Annotated in this window: 24 protein-coding genes and 4 pseudogenes; 16 read left to right on the top strand and 12 right to left on the bottom strand. The window is 59.1% G+C overall.

The window, feature by feature from the left end; translation table 11 throughout:
- Positions 1–2: 2 nt before the first annotated feature.
- From OMP38_RS12745 to OMP38_RS12735, 3 genes and pseudogenes are all read left to right on the top strand, one after another.
- Positions 3–1,071: pseudogene (locus OMP38_RS12745) on the top strand (sulfate/molybdate ABC transporter ATP-binding protein).
- A gap of 105 nt (positions 1,072–1,176) precedes the next feature.
- Positions 1,177–2,257, top strand: a pseudogene (locus OMP38_RS12740) (sulfate ABC transporter substrate-binding protein).
- Positions 2,258–2,638: 381 nt separating this feature from the next.
- Positions 2,639–2,998: a helix-turn-helix domain-containing protein gene (locus OMP38_RS12735; RefSeq protein WP_277565504.1), complete on the top strand. Its 360-nt coding sequence runs from the start codon at positions 2,639–2,641 to the stop codon at positions 2,996–2,998.
- A 100-nt stretch (positions 2,999–3,098) separates the two neighbouring features.
- Here the strand turns inward: OMP38_RS12735 and OMP38_RS12730 are convergent, their stop codons facing one another.
- Positions 3,099–3,902 (bottom strand): Cof-type HAD-IIB family hydrolase, encoded by an 804-nt coding sequence (locus OMP38_RS12730; protein ID WP_277565503.1) that lies wholly within the window; start codon positions 3,900–3,902, stop codon positions 3,099–3,101.
- A gap of 261 nt (positions 3,903–4,163) precedes the next feature.
- Between OMP38_RS12730 and OMP38_RS12725 the strand changes: the two genes are divergently transcribed.
- On the top strand, positions 4,164–5,228 hold the full coding sequence (locus OMP38_RS12725) for a hypothetical protein (protein ID WP_277565502.1): 1,065 nt from the start codon (positions 4,164–4,166) through the stop codon (positions 5,226–5,228).
- A gap of 119 nt (positions 5,229–5,347) precedes the next feature.
- Positions 5,348–6,694 (top strand): GH1 family beta-glucosidase, encoded by a 1,347-nt coding sequence (locus OMP38_RS12720; protein ID WP_277565501.1) that lies wholly within the window; start codon positions 5,348–5,350, stop codon positions 6,692–6,694.
- 46 nt (positions 6,695–6,740) lie between these two features.
- Here OMP38_RS12720 and OMP38_RS12715 read toward each other — a convergent pair whose 3' ends face one another.
- Positions 6,741–7,004, bottom strand: coding sequence for a transposase (locus OMP38_RS12715; RefSeq protein ID WP_277565500.1), 264 nt, complete (start codon positions 7,002–7,004; stop codon positions 6,741–6,743).
- Between the two features lie 22 nt (positions 7,005–7,026).
- The gene (locus OMP38_RS12710) at positions 7,027–7,656 is read right to left on the bottom strand and encodes an Rpn family recombination-promoting nuclease/putative transposase (RefSeq protein ID WP_277565499.1); all 630 of its coding nucleotides are present in this window, start codon (positions 7,654–7,656) and stop codon (positions 7,027–7,029) included.
- 232 nt (positions 7,657–7,888) lie between these two features.
- Between OMP38_RS12710 and OMP38_RS12705 the strand changes: the two are divergent.
- Positions 7,889–9,632: pseudogene (locus tag OMP38_RS12705) on the top strand (B12-binding domain-containing radical SAM protein).
- Between the two features lie 26 nt (positions 9,633–9,658).
- Positions 9,659–10,654 (top strand): L-glyceraldehyde 3-phosphate reductase, encoded by a 996-nt coding sequence (gene mgrA / locus OMP38_RS12700; RefSeq protein WP_277565498.1) that lies wholly within the window; start codon positions 9,659–9,661, stop codon positions 10,652–10,654.
- A 64-nt stretch (positions 10,655–10,718) separates the two neighbouring features.
- Here mgrA and OMP38_RS12695 read toward each other — a convergent pair whose 3' ends face one another.
- Entirely contained in the window at positions 10,719–10,946 is a 228-nt protein-coding gene (locus tag OMP38_RS12695) for a TetR-like C-terminal domain-containing protein (RefSeq protein WP_277565497.1), read from the bottom strand.
- Between the two features lie 38 nt (positions 10,947–10,984).
- Between OMP38_RS12695 and OMP38_RS12690 the strand changes: the two genes are divergently transcribed.
- Positions 10,985–11,635 (top strand): MFS transporter, encoded by a 651-nt coding sequence (locus tag OMP38_RS12690; RefSeq protein WP_277565496.1) that lies wholly within the window; start codon positions 10,985–10,987, stop codon positions 11,633–11,635.
- 533 nt (positions 11,636–12,168) lie between these two features.
- Here the strand turns inward: OMP38_RS12690 and OMP38_RS12685 are convergent.
- The 6 genes from OMP38_RS12685 to mnmL form a co-directional block, all read right to left on the bottom strand.
- Positions 12,169–12,639 carry a MogA/MoaB family molybdenum cofactor biosynthesis protein gene (locus OMP38_RS12685; RefSeq protein WP_277566801.1) on the bottom strand — a complete coding sequence of 157 codons (471 nt, stop codon included), beginning with the start codon at positions 12,637–12,639 and terminating at the stop codon, positions 12,169–12,171.
- 194 nt (positions 12,640–12,833) lie between these two features.
- A complete protein-coding gene (locus tag OMP38_RS12680) occupies positions 12,834–13,316 on the bottom strand; it encodes a hypothetical protein (RefSeq protein ID WP_277565495.1) in 483 nt (160 codons plus the stop codon).
- Positions 13,317–13,425: 109 nt separating this feature from the next.
- Entirely contained in the window at positions 13,426–14,403 is a 978-nt protein-coding gene (locus OMP38_RS12675) for a type I phosphomannose isomerase catalytic subunit (protein WP_277565494.1), read from the bottom strand.
- Positions 14,400–14,804 carry a VOC family protein gene (locus OMP38_RS12670; protein WP_277565493.1) on the bottom strand — a complete coding sequence of 135 codons (405 nt, stop codon included), beginning with the start codon at positions 14,802–14,804 and terminating at the stop codon, positions 14,400–14,402. The genes OMP38_RS12675 and OMP38_RS12670 overlap by 4 nt, the downstream gene beginning before the upstream one ends.
- A 14-nt stretch (positions 14,805–14,818) precedes the next feature.
- A complete protein-coding gene (gene mnmM / locus OMP38_RS12665; protein WP_277565492.1) occupies positions 14,819–15,436 on the bottom strand; it encodes a tRNA 5-(aminomethyl)-2-thiouridylate-methyltransferase MnmM in 618 nt (205 codons plus the stop codon).
- Between the two features lie 4 nt (positions 15,437–15,440).
- Complete coding sequence (gene mnmL, locus OMP38_RS12660; protein ID WP_277565491.1) at positions 15,441–16,409, bottom strand: tRNA modification radical SAM protein MnmL/YtqA; 969 nt, start codon at positions 16,407–16,409, stop codon at positions 15,441–15,443.
- A gap of 325 nt (positions 16,410–16,734) precedes the next feature.
- Between mnmL and OMP38_RS12655 the strand changes: the two genes are divergently transcribed.
- The 3 genes and pseudogenes from OMP38_RS12655 (at position 16,735) to trmB (ending at position 18,795) form a co-directional block, all read left to right on the top strand.
- Positions 16,735–16,923, top strand: coding sequence for a hypothetical protein (locus tag OMP38_RS12655; protein WP_277565490.1), 189 nt, complete (start codon positions 16,735–16,737; stop codon positions 16,921–16,923).
- A gap of 155 nt (positions 16,924–17,078) precedes the next feature.
- A complete protein-coding gene (locus OMP38_RS12650; protein ID WP_277565489.1) occupies positions 17,079–17,909 on the top strand; it encodes an MBL fold metallo-hydrolase in 831 nt (276 codons plus the stop codon).
- Between the two features lie 84 nt (positions 17,910–17,993).
- A pseudogene (gene trmB / locus OMP38_RS12645) lies at positions 17,994–18,795 on the top strand (tRNA (guanosine(46)-N7)-methyltransferase TrmB).
- A gap of 137 nt (positions 18,796–18,932) precedes the next feature.
- On the opposite strand, the gene OMP38_RS12640 reads toward trmB, so the two are convergent.
- Complete coding sequence (locus OMP38_RS12640; protein WP_277565488.1) at positions 18,933–20,684, bottom strand: methyl-accepting chemotaxis protein; 1,752 nt, start codon at positions 20,682–20,684, stop codon at positions 18,933–18,935.
- A 646-nt stretch (positions 20,685–21,330) separates the two neighbouring features.
- Here OMP38_RS12640 and OMP38_RS12635 point away from each other — a divergent pair.
- The 5 genes from OMP38_RS12635 (at position 21,331) to OMP38_RS12615 (ending at position 24,519) form a co-directional block, all read left to right on the top strand.
- Positions 21,331–22,569 (top strand): glycosyltransferase family 2 protein, encoded by a 1,239-nt coding sequence (locus OMP38_RS12635; RefSeq protein WP_277565487.1) that lies wholly within the window; start codon positions 21,331–21,333, stop codon positions 22,567–22,569.
- 370 nt (positions 22,570–22,939) lie between these two features.
- Positions 22,940–23,443 (top strand): translation initiation factor IF-3, encoded by a 504-nt coding sequence (gene infC / locus OMP38_RS12630; RefSeq protein WP_277566800.1) that lies wholly within the window; start codon positions 22,940–22,942, stop codon positions 23,441–23,443.
- Between the two features lie 18 nt (positions 23,444–23,461).
- Complete coding sequence (gene rpmI, locus OMP38_RS12625) at positions 23,462–23,662, top strand: 50S ribosomal protein L35 (protein ID WP_090114073.1); 201 nt, start codon at positions 23,462–23,464, stop codon at positions 23,660–23,662.
- Between the two features lie 59 nt (positions 23,663–23,721).
- A complete protein-coding gene (gene rplT, locus OMP38_RS12620; RefSeq protein WP_090114071.1) occupies positions 23,722–24,081 on the top strand; it encodes a 50S ribosomal protein L20 in 360 nt (119 codons plus the stop codon).
- A 177-nt stretch (positions 24,082–24,258) separates the two neighbouring features.
- On the top strand, positions 24,259–24,519 hold the full coding sequence (locus OMP38_RS12615; RefSeq protein ID WP_277565486.1) for a hypothetical protein: 261 nt from the start codon (positions 24,259–24,261) through the stop codon (positions 24,517–24,519).
- Between the two features lie 392 nt (positions 24,520–24,911).
- On the opposite strand, the gene OMP38_RS12610 is transcribed toward OMP38_RS12615, so the two are convergent.
- Complete coding sequence (locus tag OMP38_RS12610; protein ID WP_277566799.1) at positions 24,912–25,595, bottom strand: 3-keto-alpha-glucoside-1,2-lyase-like domain-containing protein; 684 nt, start codon at positions 25,593–25,595, stop codon at positions 24,912–24,914.
- Positions 25,596–25,753 lie beyond the last annotated feature (158 nt).

Raw genomic sequence — 25,753 nt, 5'->3', positions numbered from 1 at the left:
GCATGCATGTCGAAGTACGGGGATTAAATAAAACGTTCGGCAGCTTTCAAGCGGTCAAGGACGTCGATTTCAGCGTCGAAAAAGGCCAGCTCATCGGCCTGCTCGGTCCGAGCGGCGGCGGCAAGACGTCGATCCTGCGCATGCTCGCGGGACTCGAGACGCCCGATTCGGGCGATATCGTCTTCCATGGCCAGCGGGTCAACGACCTGCCGCCGCAAGAGCGCGGCATCGGCTTCGTCTTCCAGAACTACGCGCTGTTCAAGCACATGACGGTCAGCGAGAATATCGCCTTCGGCCTCGAAGTCAAAAAGTGGAACAAAGCCAAGATCAAGGACCGCGTCGCCAACCTGACCGAGCTGACCGGCCTTAAGGGCTTCGAATCCCGCTATCCGCATCAGCTGTCGGGCGGACAGCGCCAACGCGTGGCGTTCGCTCGCGCCCTGGCGCCCGAGCCCCAACTGCTGCTGCTCGACGAGCCGTTCGCGGCCATCGACGCCAAGATCCGGCACGAGCTGCGCTCTTGGCTTCGCGAGATGATCGACCGACTGGGCATCACCTCGATCTTCGTCACGCACGACCAGGACGAGGCGATCGAGGTGGCGGACGAGATCATGATCATCAACAAGGGCAACCTGGAGCAGAAGGGTTCTCCATGGGAGATTTACCAAAGATCCGAAGACGCCGTTCGTCGCGGGCTTTATCGGGGAATCCCGGATCGTCGACAACATCGGGGAGCTTCGCGGCTTCGCCGATGCGGCCGCATCGGCGGGCACCAAGGGCCTGATCCGGCCGGAGTATATCGAGATCGGACGCAAGGAAGAGTTCACGCAGCTGCTCTCCGCGACGGAGGCCGGCCGCGTCAGCCACATCCATTTCCGAGGCAGCGAATGGCTCGTCGAGGTTGAGGTCGGCGGGATCAAGCTCGTCACCTACCGGTCGCTCGAGAAAGAAGTGCTACACCCGGGCGACGAGGTGCAGGTGCTCGTTCACCGCGCCTACTTGTTTAACGACAGCGAGAGCTGGGTCATGGAGAACAAGCTGAAGGCTGACCCGATGTTCGTATACATTTGATCCAGTCGCCGGCAGTCCGCGAGGGCTGCCGTTCGCTTGGCTGCATATGCGGGAGCCTGCGGAGGCACCGCCGGGAGGTTGGCAATCTTGAATAGCAACAGATGGATTAAGCGGCGCGTCGCGGGCCGCCGGCTGGGCGGATGGCTGCTGGCCGCCTTGCTCGGGATCTCGCTGGCCGGCTGCGGCGGCGCGTCGTCGTCGAACGGCGCTTCGGCCGGAGGCGAAGGAGCGGCCGCGGCCGATACGGGAACCGCAACGCTCGTCATCGGCGCCTATTCGGTCGCGAAGGACGCGCTGCAGGAGATTCTCCCCGCCTTCGGCCGGGAGTGGGAAACGAAGACGGGACAGAGGCTAAAGTTCCAGGAATCCTACGAGGCTTCGGGTACCCAGGCCAGATCGATCGTAGGCGGCTTCAAGGCCGACGTCGCCGTGCTCTCGCTCGAGGGAGACATGGACAAGATCGTCAAGGCCGGTCTTATGAAGAAGGATTGGAAAAGGACGGAGACGGGCGGCATGATCACGCGCTCGGTCGTCGTATTGGGGACGCGGGAAGGCAATCCGCTAGGCATTGCCGGATTCGCCGACCTTGCCAAGCCTGGCGTCAAAGTGCTGTTCCCCAACCCGAAGGTATCGGGCGGCGCGCAGTGGGACATTAACGCGATCTACGGCGCCGGACTGAAGCAGGCGGAGCGCGAATCGGGGAAGAAGGACCCGGCTGCGGCCAAAGCCTTTTTTGAAGGCCGTCTACCGGAATGTCGAATCGATGGACAAAAGCGGCCGCGCGTCGATGGCGGCGTTCGAATACGGGGTCGGCGACGTGATCGTTACCTATGAAAACGAGCTGCTTGCCCGCGTGGCGCAGGGCGTGCATTACGACATCGTGACGCCGGAAGATACGATCCTGATCGAAAATCCGGCCGGCGTCGTCGATGTCAACGCGGACGCGCACGGCGTGCGCGCCGCCGCCGATGCGCTGGTCGCCTATATGAGCGGAGCGGAAGCGCAAGCGGCGTTCGCCGAGCATGGCTTCAGGCCGGTGAACGAAGAGGTGGCAAGCCGATATGCGGACCGGTACGTCACGCCCGCGGGTTTGTTCGATATCGGCTATCTCGGCGGATGGGGCCAGGTTCGCGGCGAGCTATACGCGAAGCGCGGCGTATGGTACCAAGTGCTGGCAGGCAAGTGACCTAACGATAAAGGACGAAGGCGCGTTCGACGCCTTCGTCCTTTTTTGCGTGGAGCCGTCCAAGCATCCCGCTCGGACGGTACCTTTTTTTTATTGGGCCTCTTTGTCTTCTCGTTCCAATCTCCGCTTGCGAAGCTCGCCGCGTACGAGGCATCCCACCAATATGAGTATGACTGAAAGACTAATGATCCAATAATACAAAGGGTAGGGCTGATCGTGAATAAAAATGAACGTTCCCTCCATTGAAGTAACTTCATGTATTGATTTTATTTTATATAAAAATTGTAAAAAAATTCAAGTAAAAACTTGATTTATATGCAAGTGTATTCGGAGCCGAAATCATATCTTATATACTGAAGCAAAAAGCGCGAGGTGTAACCGTTGACATTCGGCAAACGCTTGAAGCTGGCCAGGCAAGAAAAGCATATGACGCAAAACGAAGTCGCGGGCGCGCTGGGCGTGGACTTCACGACCATATCCAAATACGAGAACAACCGGTCGCAGCCGGATAATGAGATATTAAGGGAGCTGGCGAGCATTTACGAGGTATCGCTCGATTGGCTGCTCACGGGCATCGATAAGGAGCAATCTTCAGCCGAACCGAACCGTTTCGTCATTCAAGGCGTCGAACAGCCGCTGACAGCGGATGAAGCGGGGCATTTGCAGGAACAGCTCGAGATGTACCGGCTTCTTCGGGAGAAGCGGAAAAGAGAAAGGGACGCCGATCGGCGCAATACGTAAAAGGCTTCCGGCCTGCTCTGAAAAACGAGCTTGCGGAAGCCTTTTTTTGACGGTCGCTAACGAATACTCGGCGATAAGGCGCGAACGGGGGGGAATCAGCTCATGCGTTCAAAATAAACTTTTCGACGACTTGCTTCACGCCGTCCTCGTTATTGCTTGCCGTGACGTAGTCCGCGATCTCGCGCAGCGCGGGCACCGCGTTCGCCATCGCGACGCCGAGACCGGCGGCTTCGATCATCTCGCGGTCGTTCCAGGAGTCGCCGATCGCGATCGTTTGATCCATCGTCAAGCCGTAATGCTCGGCCAGAAATCTTAGCGCATGTCCTTTCGTGCCTTCGCCGTGCGTGAATTCCAAATAATGAGGCTTGGACTTCGTGATATGAACGCCCGGACCGAGAAGCGCGTGGAGCTCGGGCGCGATCTCGTCCAGCAGGGCCGGCTCGTCGATGATGATCAGTTTCGTGTGATGTCCGGCCGGCAGCGCGTCCAGCTCGGGCTCGACGATATAAGGGATATTCGATTGCTTCGCGTAGGCGGCCAGCCTGTCTCCGTCGTCAAAGGAATAGAGCTTGTCGTCAATGTACGTTTGCAGGTGCAGCTTGCGCGCGCGCGTAAAGCCGTAAAGCTTGCGAACCGCTTCGAGATCGACGGAACGCTCGTACAGCGTGCGCTCGTCGAGCAAATTGCGAACCAGCGAGCCTTGGTAAGTAATGAGCGGCACGTTCAAGCCGACTTGGGCGGCCGTCTGCTTGGCCGAAGCGAACATGCGGCCCGTAGCCAAAGTTACATGAACGCCTTGCGACATCGCTTGGGCAAGCGCGTTTTTCGTCCCTTCGGTCACTTCGAGTTGGTCGTTCAGCAGCGTATCGTCGAGGTCGATCGCGATGAGCCGGTAAGAAGACATGGCGGTTTTCTCTCCTTTTTATGTAAACGGACAGCATGCTTCGATTGTAACGCATTTAGACGAATGCCTTCAATAAGCGTCCTCAGGCGTCCTTGCCGACGGGAAATGTATAAAACTTCCTCCCCGTGGAACCATTTTCGTGCCCGGCGCGTCTAAATTTCGAAGGGGTAAAGACGTATGGATAATCGGCTATCATGAGACATCGGGGAAAGGAAGAGGTTCAAATGAGCGATACGACAAAAAAACACGAAACGAAAAAAGGTGCTGCGGCTGCCTGCATATGGGCTCGCGCTGCTGTTGACTGCCGGCCTTGCCGCTTGCACGGGAGGGTCGAATGACGACGCTGCGGACGCCACGGCGTCTGCCACCGCGTCCGCCTCGTCGTCGGCGCCGACGTCTTCGGCAAGTCCGAGCGCGGAGGCAAGCGCGTCTGCATCGCCTTCCGCGACTCCGACGTCGGAGCAGGAAACGGATGCCGCGCTCCTCGAAGCGTTCAAGGAGCAAGCCCAATCCGACCTGTCGGCCGCCGAGCTGAACAAGGCGCTCGACGACAAGCTGACGCAGGCCTTGCCGGAGACGGGAGATGCGCTTTTGCGGGAGATGCTCGCCTATTACGATCGGCAGTTGCCGAATATGCAAGGGAAGTTCGAGCCCGAAAAGGTTCAGCAGGCGCTGCAAAAGCTCGAATGGCCGCCGACTGACGAGCAGATCGGTCAAATCAAAGACGAGCAGGTTCGTTCGCTCGTTCAGGGCGCCATAGACGGCGGATACAAGCTGGAGACGACGGAGGGCTTTTATTTCCCCGTCGTAGACTATGGCAAGCTGAAGCGCGCGGACGCGCAGGTGACCGCCGCCATGAAGGATTATATCGCGCTGCTGGCCGTCGAGTCTGATCAAAAGTCGGCTTCCGACGGCGGGCTCGTCATCGAACGATCGGAGGTCGCCGCGCGCGCGGCGCAAGCGGAAGCGTACGTGACGGCCCATCCCGATACGCCCGAGCGGAAACAGGCTGAAAACTTGTTCGCGACGCGCTACGTTCCCTATTTGCTGATGGGACTGGACAATACGCCCGTATTCGACTTCGAGACGTTTAAGATCGATACGCAGGTCAAGGCGGCGCTGGAGAAGGTCATAACCGATTATCCGGGCACGGTCACGTCGAAGCTCGCCCAGGAGTTTCTGGCCATCGTGGAGAAAACGGGAGGCGCGGTTTACAAAAAGGGCAAAAACGGGGAGCAGGTCGCCATTCCCGAAGTGAAGGCGTTCTACGACGGGCTCGAGGCGCATGCCCGCCAGCTGCTGGACGAGGCCAATTCGAATAAGTAAGCGCCAATATCGCACAGGATATCGTATGGGCGCGCGCGGCCATTTTGTATAAAATAAAGAAGGAAAACGTTTTACATGACGCGTGTGCGATACGATTATTTAGTGCGGAGGGGTTAAGAATGGCTTCGATTCAGTTTCCGAAGGATTTCGTCTGGGGAACGGCTACCGCTTCCTACCAGATCGAAGGGGCATATAACGAAGACGGGCGGGGGATGTCGATCTGGGATACGTTCTCCCGGACGCCGGGCAAGGTCGTTAACGGCGATACGGGCGACGTCGCCTGCGACAGCTATCACCGTTATGTAGAAGATATCGCGCTGCTCAAAAACCTGGGGGTCAAGGCGTACCGTTTTTCGATCGCTTGGCCGCGCATTTATCCGGACGGAGACGGCGAGCTGAATCAGAAGGGGCTCGATTATTATGCCAAGGTCATCGACGGCCTGCTGGCCGCAGGCATCGAGCCGTGCGTGACGCTGTACCACTGGGATTTGCCGCAGGCGCTTCAGGACAAGGGCGGCTGGGACAACCGCGACACGATTCGCGCGTTCGTCCGTTACGCGGAGACCGCGTTCAAGGCGTTCGGCGGCAAGGTCAAGCAGTGGATCACCTTTAACGAGACCTGGTGCGTGTCGTTCTTGTCGAACTATATCGGGGCGCACGCGCCGGGCAACACCGATCTGCAGCTCGCCGTCAACGTCGCGCACAACTGCATGGTCGCGCACGGCGAAGCGGTGAAGTCGTTCCGTGCGCTCGGCACCCCGGGCGAGATCGGCACGACGCATAACCTGTATTGGTTCGAGCCGTATACGACCAAGCCGGAAGACGTCGCCGCCGCGCACCGCAATCGCGCGTACAATAACGAGTGGTTCATGGACCCGACGTTCAAGGGACAATATCCGCAGTTCATGGTCGATTGGTTCAAGAGCAAAGGCGTCGAGGTGCCGATCCAGCCCGGCGATATGGAGACGATCGCGCAACCGATCGATTTTATCGGCGTGAACTTCTACAGCGGCGGCTTCGGCCGTTACAAGGAAGGCGAGGGGCTGTTCGACTGCGAGGAAGTGCAGGTCGGCTTTGACAAGACGTTCATGGACTGGAACGTGTATGCCGACGGGCTGTACAAAGTGCTGTCGTGGGTGCACGAGGAATACGGCGACGTTCCGATCTACATTACGGAGAACGGCGCGTGCTACGAAGACGAGCTGACGCCGGAAGGCCGCGTTCACGATGCGAAGCGTGCCGACTACTTCAAAAAGCACTTCATCCAGTGTCATCGCCTCATCGAATCTGGCGTGCCGCTGAAGGGCTACTTCGCCTGGTCGCTGCTCGACAACTTCGAGTGGGCGGAAGGCTACGTCAAGCGCTTCGGCATCGTCTACACCGATTACAAGACGCTTAAGCGGTATCCGAAGGACAGCTACCGGTTTATTCAAAGCGTTATTGAAAACGACGGTTTCGAGGCCTGATGAAACGAAAAAGCGGCAGCCGGTTCGTCCGGTCTGCCGCTTGTATTTATGTGGCGTCGGAATTCGCGCGGGCCATGTCTTCCGGCAGCAAGCCGAGCAGGTCCGCGATTTCCGAGTCGGAGAAGCCTTTGGAACGCATGCGTCCGATCGTGGCCTCTTGGAGTGCTCTTTTGCCTTGCTCGATCCCTTGCTCAATCCCTTGCTCAATGCCTTCTTTCATTCCCCGCTCGTAGCCCCATCGTTCCCATGCCGGCATCAGTTCCATAATCGTTTCCTCCTCCTCGGGATGCATGTTGACGAATTCGCGCATAATCGACTTCTCTTCTATGGGGTCAGGCTCGTAATATAAATCTGCTATGGACCGGACGAGTGCCAGTCGTGCATTGTCCAGCTTGCCCTTCATGCGGAGCAGCATCGACAAATAGGCAAGTCTCAGACTGCGTCGGTCTTTTTTTATTATAGCCCATCTTGGCCAGCAGCGCAGCGGCTACCGGGTTGTCGGATCCGATAAATCTTCGCCAATCTTGTTGACCGAGCTCGAGCTTTAGCATCCGAAATCTTAGGATTTCGAGCCACGGCAGCGCCATCGACAACGTATCGGGTTCGTTTTTCATGCCGTCTCCGGTGAAGATCGCGATCGGAACGATCAGCTTGTGTGCCGTGCGGTATTTTTCGAAGAGCCGGCTGAAGTAGATGTACATCCGTTCTACGAACTTCGGATCCCGATAAGATTGCGGTTCCAGGTGAAAGAGGATGTAGGCGTCCTGTCCTTTAAGCTTGGTCTCCATCAGCAAGTCAAGCTGTCTTGCTTCCGCACCTACGATATCGACCAAGAGCTCCTGCATGAGCAGTCGCGAATGCGAATAGTCGATCCATTCGTCCAACTCGGGGAAGAACAATTGAATGAATTCTTTGAAAAAGGTTTGCAGCAGTTTCTTAAACGCTTCGTCGTGCGGGGCCATCTCTTCCCTCCCGTTTACTTCGCGAACGCAAAAAGCCGCAAGCTCTCGTGAGAGAAGCTTGCGGCGCATGCTTTGCTACCGTGAATGTATTAAATTGATCATAGCATGCATGAACCCGGATGGGCAATATCATCCGCAACCGCGACGTGTCCGTACGCCTCCGCTTTTACACGGCAACCGCAATCCCGTACAATAGAATAGCAGAAGTCTGTTTTCAAAGAGAGGGACAAGCATGAAAGTCGTCCTCGCGACGCTGAACGCCAAATACATTCATACTTCGCTCGCCCTGCGTTGCCTGAAGGCTTATAGCCAGGACGAGTTTCCGATGGACATCGTGGAATACACGATCAAGGACCCGCCGATGACCATCGCATCCGACCTGTTCGCCAAGAAGCCCGACGTCATCGGATTCTCCTGCTATATCTGGAATATCGAAGAGACGATCACCGTCATCGACATGCTGCGCAAGATTTTGCCGAACGCGACGATCGTGCTTGGCGGTCCGGAGGTATCCTACGACACGGAGCAGTGGATGCGGCGCCTCCCGGCCGTCGATCATATCGTCATGGGCGAAGGAGAGGAGACGCTACGCGACCTGCTGCGCGAGCTGTCCGGCACCCGCAAGTTCCATTTCGTCTTCGGCCTTGCCTATCGCAAGGGAGACGAGATCGTCGTCAATCCCGGCCGCCCGAAGCTGGATCTGGCGACGCTGCCCTCGCCGTACCGGTTCGAGGAGGACGTGCCGAGCCTCGCCAATCGCGTCGTCTACTTCGAGACGAGCCGCGGATGCCCGTTCAGCTGCCAGTTCTGCCTGTCGAGCATCGAGGTCGGCGTCCGCTACTTCGACATGGACCGGGTCAAAGCCGACATTTTGTACCTAATCGACAGCGGAGCGAAGCTGATCAAGTTCGTCGACCGTACGTTTAACATCAAGCGGGATTATGCGTTCGAGATGTTCCGTTTTCTGATCGAGAACCACCAGGGCTGCGTGTTCCAGTTCGAGATCACGGCGGACATCATGCGGCCGGAGGTTCTCGATTATTTGGCGGAGCACGCGCCGCCCGGCGTTTTCCGCTTCGAGATCGGCGTCCAATCGACCAACGACGTCACTAACCTGGCGGTGCAGCGCAGACAGAACTGGAGCAAGCTCGTACGGACCGTGACGAAGGTCAAAGAGAGCGGGAAGATCGATCAGCATCTCGATTTAATCGCGGGTCTTCCGCACGAGGATTACGATACGTTCCGCAAAACGTTCAACGACGTGTTCGCGCTTCGTCCCGAGGAGCTTCAGCTCGGTTTTCTGAAAATGCTTCGGGGAACGGGACTTCGGCAAGACGCGGACAAATTCGGCTATATCTACATGGACAGGGCGCCCTACGAGATGCTCGGCAACGACCTCATGCCATTCGCGGACATCGTCCGCATCAAACGCGTGGAAGACGTGTTGGAGAAATACTGGAACGCGCACCGCATGAACCGGACGATCGAGTATTTAGTCCACCAGGCGTATCCGTCTCCGTTCGATTTTTTCCAGCGGTTCGGCGATTATTGGGAGGCGCGCGGCTGGCAGCGGATCGGCCATCAGCTCGAGGACTTGTTCGTCCGGTTGTGGTCCTTCCTAGAGGAGGACCGGCATCCTGCGCTTGATTTGGACGTGACCCTTGCGCTGCTCAAGATCGACTTTTATCTTCAGCATAAGTACAAGCCGCGCAAAATGTGGTGGGAGGACCGGCTCGGGAAGGAAGATTGGACCTCACGGTTCAAGCGGGCGGCAGCGGAGCTTGGCGTGGAGGAACGGGATTTGGTTAAAAAAAGCGTCGATCGACCGCGTGCCGTTCGATTTTGCGCGCTGGGAGCGGGACGGCATCGTCGACCGTTCGCGGGAGACGACGCTCGTCTTCGTTCACGGCGCCGGGGAAGCGCCCGCGCGGATGTTCGCCTTGAACGGGCAGGAACGAATCGCTTCCGGCAATTAAATCAGGACATTGAGGAGAGGGCAAACATGACGATCTACCAAGCAAGCGACAAGCGTTACGAAACGATGAAATACAACCGGACCGGACGCAGCGGCCTGAAGCTGCCGGCGGTCTCGCTCGGCCTTTGGCACAACTTCGGCAGCGTGGACGCCTACGAGAACGGAAGGGCGATCGCGCGCCGCGCGTTCGATCTCGGCATCACGCATTTCGACCTGGCGAACAATTACGGCCCGAAGGCCGGCTCCGCCGAAGAAAACTTCGGCCGCTTGCTCGCCTCCGACTTCAAGCCGTACCGCGACGAGCTTATCATCTCGTCCAAAGCCGGGTACTACATGTGGCCCGGACCATACGGCGACTGGGGATCGCGCAAATATCTCGTATCGAGCCTGGACCAGAGCCTTACGCGGATGGGGCTCGACTACGTCGATATTTTTTACCATCACCGGCCGGACCCGAACACGCCGCTAGAGGAGACGATGGGCGCGCTCGATCACCTCGTCCGTTCCGGCAAGGCGCTTTACGTCGGCATTTCCAACTACCGCGCCCCAGAGGCTGCGGAAGCGATCCGGATCCTGAAGGGGCTCGGTACGCCGCTCCTTATCCACCAGCCCCGCTACAGCATGTTCGACCGCTGGGTCGAAGAAGGCCTGCTGGACCTGCTGGAGCAAGAAGGCGTCGGCTCGATCGCCTTCTCGCCGCTTGAGCAAGGGCTGCTCACGAACAAGTACCTCGGCGGGATTCCGGCCGATTCGCGCGCGGCCAGCGTCACGGGCTTCCTGCAGGAGAGCGCGATCACGCCGGACCGTATCGCCAAGGTCAAGCGCCTGAACGAGCTGGCGCAGGAACGCGGACAGACGCTCGCCCAGCTGGCGCTGGCATGGGTGCTGCGCGGCGGCCGCATCACGACCGTGCTGATCGGCGCCAGCAAGGTCGCGCAGGTCGACGACAATGTCGCTGCGCTCGGCAACCTTGAATTCTCGCAGGAGGAGCTTGACCGGATCGAAGGCATTTTGAAAGCTTGATCGGTCGGCCTATACTCACATAAGCAGGGGACGGATTCGCATACTGCGCGAGTCCGTCCCTTTTTTAAGGCGTTTGCCGGTTGAAGATCGCCGGGTTGAGCAGCTTACCGATATAGCGGTCCATCGTCTCCGCGGAGATGTGCCCGCCATGCTGCACCCACCAGGCGCCGCCCCCGTTAATCGCGCCCGCATAAAATTCGGCGATGATCTCGGCGGGAACGGGGAAGGGGCCGTCTTTTCGCTCGAGCGCGAGCAGATCGTTTTTCATATAACCGGACCCGATACGCTGCATGAGGCTTTTGATCGACGTGGATTCCCTTCAAGTATCCGATGTTCAGCCTGGTGACCGTGCTGCTGTTCGTCGTCATGATGACGATGTTCTCCACGATGACCATCCTGCCGATGTTCCTGCAGAGCGCGCTGCTGCTGACCGCGTTCAAATCGGGTCTGCTCATGCTGCCGGGCAGCGTCATCAACGGGATCATGGCGCCGGTGTCGGGCAAGCTCTTCGACAAGTTCGGACCGCGCGTGCTCGTGATTCCGGGCCTGGCGCTCACGGCGCTGTCGGTCTGGATGTTCACCGGCATCGACACGGATGTCTCCAAGGGCTACGTCATCTTTATCCATATCGTCATGCTGGTCGGCATCTCGATGGTCATGATGCCTGCGCAGACGACTGGGTTGAATCAGCTTCCGCGTCATTTGTACCCGCACGGCACCGCCATTCTCAACACGCTTCAGCAGGTGTCGGGGGCGATCGGTACGGCGCTGTTCATCAGCATCATGTCGACAGGCTCTAAAAACTACCTGGCGGATTCCGAGGATCCGACCGCGCCGGCCGAGCAGGTGGCCGGCCTGATGACGGGCTTTCACGATGCGTTCTGGATCGGCTTTAGCGTCGCGCTCGTCGCGCTGGCCGTCGGCTTGTTCATCCGCCGTACGAAGGCGCCCGAGGAGCAGGAGGCCAGGCAGGTCGCGTAGTCCTCGCATCATAGAAAAGCATTGCCGCTCATCGCTAGTCGGCGGGCCGGCAATGCTTTTTTTGTTATGGAAACGGATAATGCCCATTGTGTTTAAGTTAGGTTGTGCGAAATGCAGAATGCCAGCAGAAGTTTATTTCCGCTATGGCGTGGCGCGCGGGAGACAGGATAGCGGAAGTTATTTCCGTTAAGGACGTGGCTCGCGGGTGAAATGAGGAGGATAGCGGAAGTTTTTTTCGTTAAGGGCGTGGCTGGCGGAGGAAATGAGGAGGATAGCGGAAGTTTTTTCCGTTAAGGGCGTGGCTGGCGGGTGAAATGAGGAGGATAGCGGAAGTTATTTCCGTTATGGGCGTGGCTGGCGGAGGAAATGAGGAGGATAGCGGAAGTTTTTTCCGTTAAGGGCGTGGCTGGCGGGTGAAATGAGGAGGATAGCGGAAGTTTTTTCCGTTATGGACGTGGCTCGCGGGAGAGTATGCGAAAGAAACGGATTTCGCTCCCGTTTCTCTCGCCAGCTCCGGCCTCCTGAAAGGCCAATTACTTTAAATCGTCTTTATAAATCTCCCGCATGACGTGGCCGAGTTCGGGAACGATGATCCTGGTCATCGCAAGACGAACGGCGCCGGTCGAGCCGGGCATGGAAAACACCGCCGTGCGGCCCATCGTGCCCGCGATCGCGCGGGACAGAATCGCGGCCGTACCGATGTCCTCCGTGAAGCTGAGCATCCGGAAAATCTCGCCGAAGCCCGGCATTTCTTTGGTCAGCAGGCCGGCTACGGCTTCATAGGTCGTGTCGCGCGCGGCGATGCCTGTGCCGCCGTTGAGCAGCACCGCTTCGATCGCGGGATCGGCTTCGGCCGCGCGAAGCAGCTCGCGGATGCGCTCGCTTTCGTCGGGAACGATCAGCGCGCGCCGGACTTCATGGCCTTTTGCCACAAGAAGCTCCCGGATAAGCTGTCCGCTCTTGTCGGTGTCGGGCGTGCGGGTGTCGGATACGGTAATGATCATGCAGGCGACGGAGGACGGCGCCTCGCGCCGGTGCTGTTCGGCGGATGTGATCGGTTCGATCGGGAGCAGCCTCCTTTGCAACGGATGATCAATCAAAAAAACGGCGAGCCCCATGCGGATGATGATCCGAAAATCGGGCTCGCTCACCGCTGCCGGTCCGGCAATCGGACCGTTACCATCATTCGCTTTATGCTTTATTCGGGACGGTATGTAGCCGGATCGTCCTGCGCATACAAACCTTCGTCCGCCTTCCGATCATGCGCGGCTCCGACTGGCCTGGTACGGATCAGCCGATCCGCGATGGCCGGCAGAAGAAGGAAAAGGGCGTAGGCGAGCGTCATCCAAACTGTAAACGTATGATATTGCCCTTGATCGAGATCGTACAGAACCTTGTCCCGGTAGAGGAGGACGAAAGTATTCAGCAAAAGACCGATCAATGCGCCGATGAAGCCAAACCGGGTAGCCGAGCCCGGCATCCTGAACAGACGGAGCCGCACGACGAGCGCGACGCCCAGGATGACGAGCGCCGTGAGCGCCTCCAGCAGGAAAAGCGAGGCGCCGAATTGGCGGTCCTCGGCGGCGACGAGCACCCAATCGCCGAACAGCATGAAAAACAGCGTGCCAAGCGCCCACATCGCGACGCCCAATCCGGACAAAATCAGCATTTGTCTCAGCATGCCATGGATCTTTCCTTTCGCGTCCTGCTTGGGACGCGGGAGTGGTCGGTCAATTGCCGGACGCAGCTGCAGCCCCAACGATTCGGGACTGCAGCGCGTCAATCGGGGCTTAAGGCAGCTGGCTCCGCAGCACGGTCATATCGCCGCCTAGGCGGTAAGCGCCCAAGTTGGCGGGGAGGAGGAAGCAATCGCCGGCTTTGATGTCCATGCTGCCGCCGTCCCAGCCGATCGAGCCTTGGCCTTGCACCGCGATCAGGATCACGAAGCTGTCCGAGGGCGTCGCCAGTTCCCAGTCGCCTTGAACGACGCCTTTGTCGGTCTCGAAGTACGGCGAGGAGGCGAGGCGCAGCCACTCTCCCGCCGGCGTGCCGGCCGTGGACATGCGGCTCGCGCCGGCGCCCTCGTAGTCGGTCACGTTCAGCGAATCCTCGATATGGAGCTCGCGCGGCTTGCCGTCGAGACCCGGTCGGTCGTAGTCGTAGAGACGGTAAGTCGTGTCCGAATTTTGCTGGATCTCGGCCACCAGGACGCCCGCGCAAAGCGCGTGAACCGTGCCGGCGGGGATATAGAACGTATCGCCGGCTTTGACGGACACTTCCTGCAGCGAATCCATAATCTTGCCTTCCTCGATTGCCGCCGCGAGCTTTTCGCGCGTCGTGCCCGGCTTCAGGCCGTAGATGATCTTGGCGTCGGGCGCGGCGTCGATGACGTACCACATCTCGGTCTTGCCGAGCTCGCCCTTGGGCAGGCCGGCATAGTGATCGTTAGGATGCACCTGAACGGACAGGTCGTCGTTGCAATCGAGCAGCTTGATGAGCAGCGGGAAGCGGCCAAGGCCGGCGACGGCGCCCTTCGCGCCGAACCACGTCGCGCCGAAGCGCTCGCGGATCTCGTCCAGGCCGAGACCGGCCAGCTCGCCGTTCTTAACGTGCGAGACGCCGTTCGGATGGTCGGCGATCATCCAGCCTTCTCCGATATGGCCCGGGGGCACGTCGAAGCCGAACTGTTCGAGGGCGCGGCCGCCCCATACGCGTTCTTTGAACTCGGGCTTGAAGTGAAGGGGATAAGGTTTGGTCGATTGGGTCATGCTTGGTTGCCTCCTCTGGTCGATTGGAAAAATTCTAGCGATTCGCCGTCCGGCCCGCGGAAAAAGAAGTAGCGGCTTCCGTTCGGCAGCGTCGTGATCTCGGCGTCGAGCCCGTCGACGTCCAGCATCGAGACGCGCGAATATTCGGCATCGATGTCGTCGACGTTAAAGGCGACATGGTGCACGCGCCCCTCGGGGGCGAGCGTCCCGTCGTAGCCTTCGATGAGCTCGAGCTCCGTCTCGTCCGCGCCGGGAAACGAAAGGAATGCGAGTCGGATGACGCCGTTCGTGTGCGGCAGCGTCCCGGTATGTACGAGCCCGACGGTTTGCGCGTAAAAGGCGATCGAACGCTCCAGATCGCTCGTCATAATGCCCACGTGCTCGATTTTTCTGACAGCCATGCAGCAGCCTCCTCTTATTTTTTCTCTAACGCATACAAAAACGGCGATCCCGTCCGCTTCGGAAAGCGGTACAGCAGCGCCTGGACGGCCTCTTCGGGCAGGGCGGCGATCCAGTCGCCGACGGCCAACGCCTCGTCTTGCCCGCCTTCGTGGCCGGGGTAGACGGCGATCGTCGCGATGCCGCCGGGCGCGAGCAGGCGAAGGGCGGCATCCAAGGCGGCCAGCGTCGTGTCCGGCTTCGTGATGACCGGGCCCGCGCCGCCCGCGACGTCCGGTCCGCCCGGCAGATAGCCGAGGTTGAACATGACCGCGCCGACGCGCCCATGCGCCTCGGGAGGCACCCGCTCGGCCATCTTTTCATGCCCGGCATGGAGCAGCACCACTTCGCCGAGCGCAACGGCCGCCATGGCGCCGACCGGCGAAGCAGCGGCGTCAAGCAGCCGCTTCCTCGTTCGCGCCAGCGCCTCTTCCTGCACGTCGAAGGCGTACACCCTTCCGCCGGGACCGACGGTCCTGGCCAGGAACAACGTGTCCACGCCGCCGCCGGCCGTGGCGTCGACGACCGTCGCGCCCGGCGCGATGCGCTCGGACACCAGCCGCTGCGCCATCGTCAGCACGGATAGGAAGCCCATGCGGTCAGCGTCCCTTCCAGTGCTTACCCTGCCAGCTGCCGCGCCGCACCAGCTCCGCGTCGATGGCGTTCAGCACTTCCCATTTGTTCAGGCTCCACATCGGCCCGATCAAGAGATCGCGCGGCGCGTCTCCGGTCAGCCGGTGGACGATCATCTCCGGCGGGAGCAGTTCCAGCGAGTCGACGATCAGCTTCACGTACTCGTCCATTTCAAGGAAGCGAAGCAGGCCGTCGCGCCACTGCCGTACCATCGGCGTCTTGCGCATGAGATGGAGGAGGTGGATCTTGATGCCCTGCACGTCCATTGCAGCCGTCTGCCGGAGCGTCTCCATCATCATCGCCTCGTCCTCGCCGGGAAGGCCGTAGATGATATGCGTGCACACTCGGATGCCTCGCGCCCGAAGGCGCTCGACGGCGTCCAGATAACATGCCGTATCGTGCGCGCGATTGATGAGATTCGACGTGCTCTCGTGCACCGTCTGCAAGCCCATCTCGACCCAGAGGTACGTCCGCTCGTTCAGTTCCGCCAGATAGTCGACGACGTCGTCGGGAAGGCAGTCGGGGCGGGTGGCGATGGAGAGGCCGACCAGTCCCGGCTGCTCCAGAATGACCTCGTAGTATTCCTTCAGCGTAGCCAGCGGGGCGTACGTATTCGTATAGGCCTGGAAGTACCCGATGTATTTGGCTTCGGGCCACTTGAGATGCTGGCGGTCCCGGATCGTATTGAATTGGGTGACGAGATCCTGCCTGCGGCTGCCCGCGAAGTCGCCCGAGCCGCGCGCGCTGCAGAACGTGCAGCCGCCGGCCGCGATCGAGCCGTCGCGGTTCGGGCAGGTGAAGCCCGCGTCCAGCATGACCTTGAACACCTTCGTGCCGAACTGGCGCCTCATCTCATGATTCCACGTATGGAATCGTTTGCCGCTCCACTCCGTAGGCGGAATGGAAGCGCCTGCTGTATTTTCGATGATCGGCATGTTCGTTCGCCGCTCCTTGTGCGCTAATCTTTAGTCGGATTGCTTAGGCTTCTTCTATTGTAGCTGAAAATGCCCCGGCATACCATTTTCATCGATTCATTTTACAGCGGTCCCGATTTTCGATAAAGAAGTTTTCTCGGAAACAGGTGGTTTTAAGGCGCTCGCCTTCTTGCTAAACCTAACATCATCGTGTTATATTAAAAGTGCGTCAGATCAACAAATGAATCTGACATCAACACCAATTAGACGTCTGTCGGATACAGTCGCAAATGTGCGGATAAGCTAGGTTTGACCCATCTTATTTTTCAGAAAGCGAGTGAAGTTCATGAACACGTCCGTACGTATTCCGCAAGGCGACGATACGATGAAGGTAGAGCTCACGGTCAAAGAAATAATGGCGCTGGCAGGCGTCAAGTTCAACAACAACCACAATGTCGGCGCCTCCGCGAAGAAGAAGCTGCAGGAAGCGATCGAAGTCCATTACCATATCGAAGAGAACCGTCCGCTGAACTAATCCGACGCAGACTTTTATAGACCGCCTGTCCCCGGCTTGGGGAAGGCGGTCTTATTTACGTTTACGGGCTTCGGCTCATGCGACCGCAACCTTGTTCTTCCTCAGCAACCGCGCTTGACTTATACTGGATCAGGAAGGTTTAAGGAGGACGATGAATGCTGAGGATAGAGGACGGAGCGGTAAAAGTATTCGAGAGCGATCTGTACAGGACCACCTCGACCGTCGTCGTGACGGACACGCATGTCCTTGTTGCGGATCCTTGCTGGCTTCCCCGGGAGGTCGAGGAAATCCGCGCTTACGTGGAACGCGTGCGTGGAGATCGTCAGGTCGCGCTGCTGTTCACGCATTCGGACTTCGACCATATTATCGGCTGGCGGGCGTTCCCTGACGCCATCGTCGTCGCGAGCGGCAGCTTCGCCCGCAGTCCGGCGGCGGAGCGCGAGCGGAACCTGCAACAGATCCGGGAATTCGACGACAAGTATTATTTGAAAAGAAATTACGAAATCGCCTTCCCGAACGTGGACCACCCGATGGACGGCGACGGCACGGCGCTTGCGCTCGGCGACGCGAGGCTCGTCTGCTACCAAGCGCCCGGACACAACGCGGACGGCATGATGACGGTCGTCGAGCCGTACGGCATTTTGATAGCGGGCGATTATTTGTCGGATGCGGAGTTCCCTTTTATTTTCCACGGCAGCGCCGACTACGAGGAGACGCTTCTCAAATTCGACGCGATCGCAGAGCGCCACGATATCAAGCTTTTCGTGCCGGGGCACGGCTCGACGTCGAGCGATCCCGCTCATATGCGGGCGCGCCGGGACGCGGATCTGCGCTATATTCGGGAGCTGCGCCGGCTGATCCAGGCCGGAGACGAGGAAGGCGCGGCCCGTCTGATCGCCGATGCGCCGTTTCCGCTGAATCAGCGCAAGTATCATGAGGATAACGCGAATAAAATCAGGCAGGAACTTGCGGACGCTGCCCGATAAAGCGCGTGCCGCTTTACAAAGAACACGGAAGCCTGCACAATGGATGCGGCACGGTTTTATTATCGGCGATACGGGAGGATCTACATGCGATTGCGCGGCAGGAAATTTAAGCAAGGGCTTGAGGCACAGGCCGATCTGGTGGTGCTGGAGCCGCAGAAGCTGAAAGGGCGCTGGCACGAATTTTTCGGCAACGACCGTCCGATCATGATCGAGATCGGCATGGGCAAAGGCCGGTTCATTACCCAGATGAGCGCGAGGAATCCGGAAATCAACTATATCGGGATGGATATGTTCGACGAGCTGCTGCAGCGCGGCAGCGAGAAGGCGCGCGCGGTCTGGCGGGAAAAGGGCGAGGAGCGCGTACCCAATCTGGCGCTGGTCCGCGGTAACGCGGAGTTTCTTGAAGATATGTTCGAGCCGGGGGGAGCTGACGCGGATCTATCTGAACTTCAGCGATCCGTGGCCCAAGAGCAAGCACGGCAAGCGCCGGCTCACGCACCCGCTGTTCCTGATGAGGTACAAGCGGCTGCTGTCGGACGTCGGCGAGATTCATTTCAAGACCGACTCGCTCAGCCTGTTCGAGTTTTCGCTGAACAGCTTCGCGGATACGGGGCTCCAGCTGCGCAACGTCTCGCTTCACCTGCATCGGGAAGAGCTGCGCGAGGACCTCGTCATGACGGAGTACGAGACGAAGTTCGTTGGCCTCGGGCAACCGATCTACAGGCTCGAGGCCGTCATCGGCGCGCGCGCGCTCGCCGAGCACCGTGATCGGCTGGACGCCGAGCACGCGGATCAAGAGCGCCGCGCCGAAGAGGCACTGGCGCGACGCAAATCCGGGCTGGCCGTCGCCGGAGACGCGGACGAAGAGCAGGAGTCGGACGGATAGCAGGCGGATGAAACAACCGACGACGCAAAAGGGATGTCTCCGTTGGTCCTTACGGACCGCGGTGACATCCCTTTTTGCTGAAAACGACGCCAGCCAGTAGGTCGATCTCGTCTCCCGGAGCTCCCGCCTCGGCACATTTACAGCTTGAACTTGTGTGCCATCAGCTGCAGGTCCGACGCCAAGGCTCGCAGCGATTCGGCGGACGCGCTTAGCGCCTCCATCTCCGCCAACTGCTCTTCGGTGGCCGCGGAGATCATCTGCGCGAGCTCGTTGGCGTGACCCGAGACGCGGTCCATCTCCTGCATCGACGCGGCCATCTCCTCGGAGCTCGCCGCCATCTGCTGCGCGGAGGAGGACGACTCCTGGATCTGCTTCGCCACGCTCTGCGTGGCCGTGACGATCGCGGCGAACGATTCGCCGGTCAGCGCGAGCGCCTGAACGCCCGCTTCGACCGCCCGCTGGTTCAGCGCCATCGATGCCCCCGCCGCGGACACGTCCGTTTGCACGGTCCGAATGAGTTCGGCGACCTCCGCAGCGGAGTCGGTGGAGCGCTGCGCCAGCTTTTTGACTTCCGCGGCGACGACGGCGAAGCCTTTGCCTTCTTCGCCTGCGCGGGCGGCTTCGATCGAAGCGTTGAGCGCGAGCAGGTTCGTCTGGCTGGCGAGCTCCGCGATAGCCTCGGCGACGCCGCCGATCTGCGAGGCGCGCTCCGTCAGCCGGTCCAGAATGCCGGACAGTTGCCCGGTCGTGTCGCTGATCGCGCCCATCTTGGCGTCGGTCGTCTGCAGCAGCCGGTTGCCTTCGACGGCTTCGAACAGGGTCGTCTCCGACGAATCGAACGCGTCGGACGACGTGTCCGCGATGCGCTGGATGCCTTGCGTCATTTCCTCCATCGACTGCGAGCTTTCCGCGGCCGCCCGCGCCTGCGTCTCGTTGCCCGAGGCGATCTCCTGGGCCGCCCGCGCCACCTGCTTGCCGGCCAAGGTCGTCTCGGAGACGGCGAGGCTCATGTTGTTCGATGCCGCGTTCAGTCGGTCGGCGTTCGCCAGAAGCGCGCTGACGATGTCCCGAAGATTGTCGTGCATGCGGATAAACGAGCGTGCCAGCTCGCCGATCTCGTCGCGGTTGCGGACGGCGAGGTCGAGCCTGCTCAAATCGCCGGAGGCCATGCGGGCGGCTTCGCTCGTGATTCGCTTGATCGGAGTGACGATCGAGCGAATCAGCAGGAAGAGGAACGGCGCGAAGACGAGCCAGCAGACGGCGACCGTGATCCAGATGGCGTTCAGAATATGGCCTTCCCCTGAATTGTAATCTTTCATATAGGAGCCTGCCGCGATGATCCAGCCCCATTCGCCGGGCACCTGCAGGGCATACGTGATTTTCTGGGCTTCCTTGTCCGAGTTCGGCAGCGGCCAGTCGTACAGGGTGAAGCCGCCTCCCTGCATGCTTTTCGCGATCATGTCTTTTATGTAATAGAAGCCTGAACTCGTTTTCTTGTCGATAATGTTCTGGCCTTCGAGCAGCGGATGGCCGAGCAGGTCGCCTTGTTCATTTAAAATAAAAAAGTAGCCGTTCTCGCCCAGATCGAAGGACTTCGTTATTTCTCGCGCCTCTCCCGTCTTGACGCCGATCAACTGCTCCTTCACGTATTCTTGGGCTTCGGCGGCCTCCATGCGGCCGCTTGCGGCCTCGGTCTCGAAGCCTTCCGTGATGCTCGCGGCCATGTTGACGAGGTTTTGCAGGTTCTTCTCGATGATCCGGCCCGATTCGTCGTCGTAGATCCGGTAACTGACGAGGCCAAGCGCGGATACGGGAACGATCAGCGTCAGCAAAAATAAAGGAATCAACTTAAAGCGGATCGATTTCCGCCACGAACTTACAAAACGCATGTTTTTCCCCCTCCTTATGACAATGAAACTAGGACTTCAGACATCTTCTATCGACATTATATTCGAGTTTGGACATCATTTCCAACGGACCTGGTTACAAAAATAGTACCGATTAACCGGAAACCCGCGCGCCTCGGTTCCCGTCTTATAAAAGGGACAAATATCCATGGTCTTCAGAAAATCCGTCTTTGGACTGCCGTATCGGCGAAATGCAGAACGGGAGGAGGGATGCCGAGACCGCCGAAGCACCGCTTCGTTCCCATGCGAGATCGGGCCGTTTAACATGACCGGACGTATGGGTACACTTCTATGGAGATATTTGCGCGCAGCGGAAAGCAGCGGGAAATGGCAACTAAGCCCGTATGCCGCGGTTGCCGTCGAAACGGGAACCGATTGAGACTGCAGTCGCTGAAACGGAGCAACCGGGCGCAAGGAGAGGATATGAGGAAGCATTCGGGCACATGGGAACATTGATTGCGGTTTAATCCGCCTATCCGGTCCGATAGCGCCGGATACGGCAGTCTGACGGTTTTGACAAAGCGAACCGAAGGTAAGACAATCAAGCGTATGCTCTCGGACTCTACGAGCTTGATTGCACAAACAGAGAAATCATGAAAAATAGGGGTCCAGGGGGGTAATACCGCATATGTTAAACAACCTGCTGCTCGGCGTTCAGGTGTTCTTTTTCCTGATCGGAGCCTACCAAGTGATCTTGTCCTTCTTCGGCTGGTACCGCAAGAAGGAGACGATCACGCACAAGCCGACCAAGTCGTTCGCCCTTCTTGTGGCCGCTCACAACGAAGAAGCCGTCGTCGGCGCCCTAATCGAGAATTTGCTGAAAATGAAATACCCGCGGGAACTGTTCGACATTTTTGTCATCTGCGACAACTGCACGGACGGCACGGCCAGGATCGTACGCGGCTACGAAGGCGTCTTCGCCTGCGAACGCAACAATCCCGCGCAGCGGGGCAAGGGCTTCGCGATCGAATGGATGCTGAAGGAGCTGTGGAAGCGGCCCCGCCAGTACGACGCCATCGTCATGTTCGACGCCGACAACCTGGTCGCCACCGATTTCCTGCAGTACATGAACGAGGATCTGTGCAACGGGCACCGCGTCATCCAGGGCTACCTGGACACGAAAAACCCGCATGACAGCTGGGTCAGTGCGGCCAACGGCATCAACTATTGGTTCTGCAACCGCCTCTGGCAGCTGCCGCGTTACAATCTCGGCCTGTCGAACTTCCTCGGCGGCACGGGCATGACGTTCGAGACCAAGCTGCTCAAGGAAATGGGTTGGGGCGCGACGAGCCTCGTCGAGGATCTGGAGTTCACCGTGCGCTGCATCCAGCGCGGCATCAAGCCGAAGTTCAACTTCGACGCCCGCGTCTACGACGAGAAGCCGATCACGTTCCGCGCGTCCTCGCGCCAGCGCCTGCGCTGGATGCAGGGGCACTTCGACATCACGCGCCGCTATATGCTGCCCACGCTGTGGCAGGGCATCCGCGAGCGGAGCTGGGTGAAAATCGACGCCGCCATTTATATTTTTAACGCGTACAACTTTTTGATGGGCTTCTTGCTGACGTTCACGCTCTGGTTCGATTTGCTGCTGCCGGGTTCGCCGCATTTCGATTCGATCTACTCGGTCGCGCCGGCCTGGATCGCGGTGCCGATCTCGCTGTACATCTACGCGCAGCTGCCGCTGTCGATGCTGCTCGAAAAAGTCAGCTGGAAGCTGTACTTCAGGCTGATCACGTTCCCGATCTTCTTCTTCTCTTGGTGGCCGGTGACGTTCTGGGCGTTCTTCACCCAGAACAACAAGCAGTGGAGCCATACGGAGCACACGCGCGTGCTTCGCTTGGAGGAAGTGCAAGGCAAGCAAATGTAGCTTGCCGGCGCGGCGCCCGAATCGCCCTCGTGACGCGAAGGCGCCGTCCGTCCTGTCTGGGTCAGATTCGTTTGACATGCCCTGCAGGGCATGCTATAGTAATTCGGTAACTGTTTAGATAACAGTGCTATCAAGAAGAAGCCCCCCGCTTCTCACCTGTTCGGCTGACGCCGGCTGGTCAGCGTAGCCTACGTATCCGGTCCGACCATGCGAGCTTGCTCGCAGCCGGCGGCCATCCAACGTTAGCGAGCGGAATGCGGGCGAAGAGGCCCGCATTTTTTATGTTCTTCTTGACCTATTGGTTGCCCAGGTTGCAACGACGACCTTTTTCCATTAATGGAGGTGGAACGTTATTAGCAAGGATCATCAAATCAATGAGGAAATCCGGGCGAAGGAAGTCCGTCTGGTAGGCGCTGAAGGCGAACAGATCGGCATCAAGCCGTTCAGGGAAGCGATGCAGATGGCGATCGACGCCAATCTCGATCTGGTCAATGTAGCTCCGCAAGCGAAGCCGCCCGTATGTCGCATTATGGACTACGGCAAATTTCGTTACGAGCAGCAGAAGAAAGAGAAGGAAGCCCGGAAGAATCAGAAGATCGTCGATCTGAAGGAAGTCTGGTTCCGTGCGAACATCGACGAGCATGATTATCAGACCAAGATGCGCAACGTGATCAAGTTTCTTAAAGAAGGCGACAAGGTCAAGTGCTCCGTGCGGTTCCGCGGTCGTGAGATTGCCCACGCCAACATCGGCCAGAAAATTCTCGAGCGCGTCGCCGCCGAGGCCACGGGCGAAGACCTGTGCGTCATCGAACGCGTGCCGAAGCTTGAAGGCCGCAGCATGATTATGATTCTGGCCCCCAAGGCCACCCACTGACGACAGGAGGAAATACAGATGCCTAAGATGAAAACCCACAGCAGCCTGAAGGACCGCTTCAAGATCACCGGTACCGGCAAGGTCAAGCGTTTCAAGGCTTACAAGAACCACTTGCTGTCCCACAAGTCCGGCCGCCAAAAGCGCGTTCTGGGCACGCAGCCGCTGCTTGCCGACGGCGACGTTCGCCGCATGAAGCAACAACTGGCTAACCTGAAGTAATCGATCCGATTCGCTGCGCCGCGCAGCGGACTTACACATTCACCGGGAGGTAATCTCAAATGGCAAGAGTCAAAGGCGGGTTCGTAACGCGCCGCCGTCGCAATAGAGTCCTGAAGCTGGCTAAAGGTTACTGGGGCGCCAAGCACCGCCTCTTCAAGAAAGCCAACGAGCAAGTTCTGAAGTCCCTGACGTACGCATACCGCGACCGTCGCCAAACCAAGCGCAACTTCCGCAAGCTGTGGATCGTGCGGATCAACGCTGCCGCTCGCCAGAACGGCCTGTCCTACAGCAAGCTGATGTACGGCCTGAAGCTGGCCGGCATCGAAGTGAACCGCAAGATCCTCGCCGACCTGGCCGTGAACGACATCACTGCGTTCAACTCGCTGGCAGGCACCGCCAAAGAAAAAATCAACGCGTAATCATTCGCGTTCGAGACGCCGCTCCTTTCGCCGGAGCGGCGTCTTTTTTGCGTTCGTCGCGTTCCTCGCTCGTCAAGCTTCCCGCGCAACTCCGCGCTTCGCCGCGTACAAGCGTACACCCCTAACCAAGTCCGCCGTCATATACTGAACGGACAAACGGTGAAGGGAGGAGTTCGCATGGCACGCGTGACTAAATCGCAAGCTCAAAAGCTCGTCGGACGCCATATCTATGCCGTTCGCAAGGACCGCTCAGTCGTTTACGGCAAGCTGGTCGCGATCAAAGGCAATTCGCTTATTCTCGAACGGGGAAAAGGCAAACAAGTTCAGACCAAAGCCATCATCCCGCTCGTTTTGTTCGATCTGCTCGCCATTGGCACGGCCCCTTTCGCATACGGCAGCTGGGGAGTCTGGGGCGGCGGTCTAGGCGGTTGGTGGTAAGGCGGTCATTCGCCAATGCCGAACGACGCAGCAGGTTACCGTTCAGTCGCACATGTTGTTTCAATAGCGAAGCATAACGGAGGAAGCGGCGTGCACCCGCTTCTTCCCGTTTTTATGGAAAGATTGATCCTTATCTGGATTTTCCGGAATATTGCACGACGTACATATCCGATAAAGCGCGCAGGTCGGCGCCTATGCGGCCGATCCCGGGGCCGAGATCGTCGCCAATACGGACGGCGTGCAGGCGGTCAGAGAAAAGACGCCCGGACGCGTCGGCGCAATTTTGCGTCCGTCGGAGCATGGGCCGGGTGGTTGAGCGATTCGGGGAAGCGTTTGGCTGCGGTCCCGCGAGCCATAGAAAAGGAGCCGGCCAGCTGCCGGCTCCATACCCATTATCGCGTGACAGAAACGTTATCAAAAAAGGCTTTGGTGTTGGCGTACACGCGTGCTCCGATTCGGCCGGAGGCGAGCGAGCTGTCCGTGACGGCGAACTGGAGGACGCCGTTCTGATAGACCGAGATGTTCGCGCCGCTCGCCACGATCTTGTACGCGTAGAACGTATCCGCGGCGACGCTGGGATTCGCATACCCCAACGTCGTTTTTACGCCGCCGATCGACTTGACGAGCTCCAGCTTCCGCCCGGTGCGGTCGTTGTTTTTCAAGTACAGCACGCAGTAATTGTTACTGTCCGCGTAGCGGAACAGAAGCCCCGCATCCTTGTTGCCGCCCGAATTATTCGTGACGCTGACGGCCGCCTGGAGGGTATAGTCGGTCCAGGCGGCATCGCCCGCCATGGAGAAGCTGTTGCCGCTGCCCGCCTGGCCGGCGTACTTGCCGGATAGCACAGTCCAAGTGCCGCTCGTCGGCGTCCAGCCGTCCGCGTTGCCGTCCTCGAAGTCGTCGGCCAGCAGCGTCCCGCTCACGGCGGGACCCGTCTGAAGCACGCTGCTCACCGCGTCTCTCGTCGTATCCGTCGTATGAAAATAGTACGAATGAACGCCTAGCGGCAGTTTGGTCGTATACGCGTACGCCTTGCCGTCCGTATACGTCGTATCGCCGGCATCGGACGCCGTCATCGCGTGCACGACGCCGTCCAGGACGAGCTCGATCGCAAAGGGCTTCTCGTTGTCGGCGTCCGTGTACGAAACGCTGAACGTATAGTTCGTATCCGCGTCTCCCGTTGCATGGTCTACGCCGCCCGCGGTCAGCGTCGGCGCGGAGCCGCTCGCGACGT

It is taken from the genome of Cohnella ginsengisoli (genome assembly GCF_029525555.1).
GTDB classification, from domain to species: domain Bacteria; phylum Bacillota; class Bacilli; order Paenibacillales; family Paenibacillaceae; genus Cohnella; species Cohnella ginsengisoli.
This window is presented reverse-complemented; position numbering and strand designations above follow the sequence as displayed.

Excerpts from the sequence above, each read along its gene's own strand:
- OMP38_RS12635 (WP_277565487.1), top strand. The coding sequence starts at position 21,331 with ATGTTAAACAACCTGCTGCTCGGCGTTCAGGTGTTCTTTTTCCTGATC.
- OMP38_RS12710 (WP_277565499.1), bottom strand. The coding sequence starts at position 7,656 with ATGGCCCCGCACGACGAAGCGTTTAAGAAACTGCTGCAAACCTTTTTC.
- mnmL (WP_277565491.1), bottom strand. The coding sequence starts at position 16,409 with ATGCCGATCATCGAAAATACAGCAGGCGCTTCCATTCCGCCTACGGAG.
- OMP38_RS12685 (WP_277566801.1), bottom strand. The coding sequence starts at position 12,639 with ATGATCATTACCGTATCCGACACCCGCACGCCCGACACCGACAAGAGC.
- OMP38_RS12680 (WP_277565495.1), bottom strand. The coding sequence starts at position 13,316 with ATGCTGAGACAAATGCTGATTTTGTCCGGATTGGGCGTCGCGATGTGG.
- mgrA (WP_277565498.1), top strand. The coding sequence starts at position 9,659 with ATGACGATCTACCAAGCAAGCGACAAGCGTTACGAAACGATGAAATAC.
- mnmM (WP_277565492.1), bottom strand. The coding sequence starts at position 15,436 with ATGGGCTTCCTATCCGTGCTGACGATGGCGCAGCGGCTGGTGTCCGAG.
- rplT (WP_090114071.1), top strand. The coding sequence starts at position 23,722 with ATGGCAAGAGTCAAAGGCGGGTTCGTAACGCGCCGCCGTCGCAATAGA.
- OMP38_RS12690 (WP_277565496.1), top strand. The coding sequence starts at position 10,985 with ATGTTCAGCCTGGTGACCGTGCTGCTGTTCGTCGTCATGATGACGATG.
- OMP38_RS12715 (WP_277565500.1), bottom strand. The coding sequence starts at position 7,004 with ATGCGCGAATTCGTCAACATGCATCCCGAGGAGGAGGAAACGATTATG.
- OMP38_RS12650 (WP_277565489.1), top strand. The coding sequence starts at position 17,079 with ATGCTGAGGATAGAGGACGGAGCGGTAAAAGTATTCGAGAGCGATCTG.
- OMP38_RS12730 (WP_277565503.1), bottom strand. The coding sequence starts at position 3,902 with ATGTCTTCTTACCGGCTCATCGCGATCGACCTCGACGATACGCTGCTG.
- OMP38_RS12720 (WP_277565501.1), top strand. The coding sequence starts at position 5,348 with ATGGCTTCGATTCAGTTTCCGAAGGATTTCGTCTGGGGAACGGCTACC.
- OMP38_RS12615 (WP_277565486.1), top strand. The coding sequence starts at position 24,259 with ATGGCACGCGTGACTAAATCGCAAGCTCAAAAGCTCGTCGGACGCCAT.
- OMP38_RS12675 (WP_277565494.1), bottom strand. The coding sequence starts at position 14,403 with ATGACCCAATCGACCAAACCTTATCCCCTTCACTTCAAGCCCGAGTTC.
- OMP38_RS12610 (WP_277566799.1), bottom strand. The coding sequence starts at position 25,595 with ATGACGGCGTCCGATGCCGGCGATACGACGTATACGGACGGCAAGGCG.
- OMP38_RS12655 (WP_277565490.1), top strand. The coding sequence starts at position 16,735 with ATGAACACGTCCGTACGTATTCCGCAAGGCGACGATACGATGAAGGTA.
- OMP38_RS12670 (WP_277565493.1), bottom strand. The coding sequence starts at position 14,804 with ATGGCTGTCAGAAAAATCGAGCACGTGGGCATTATGACGAGCGATCTG.
- OMP38_RS12695 (WP_277565497.1), bottom strand. The coding sequence starts at position 10,946 with ATGCAGCGTATCGGGTCCGGTTATATGAAAAACGATCTGCTCGCGCTC.
- OMP38_RS12640 (WP_277565488.1), bottom strand. The coding sequence starts at position 20,684 with ATGCGTTTTGTAAGTTCGTGGCGGAAATCGATCCGCTTTAAGTTGATT.
- rpmI (WP_090114073.1), top strand. The coding sequence starts at position 23,462 with ATGCCTAAGATGAAAACCCACAGCAGCCTGAAGGACCGCTTCAAGATC.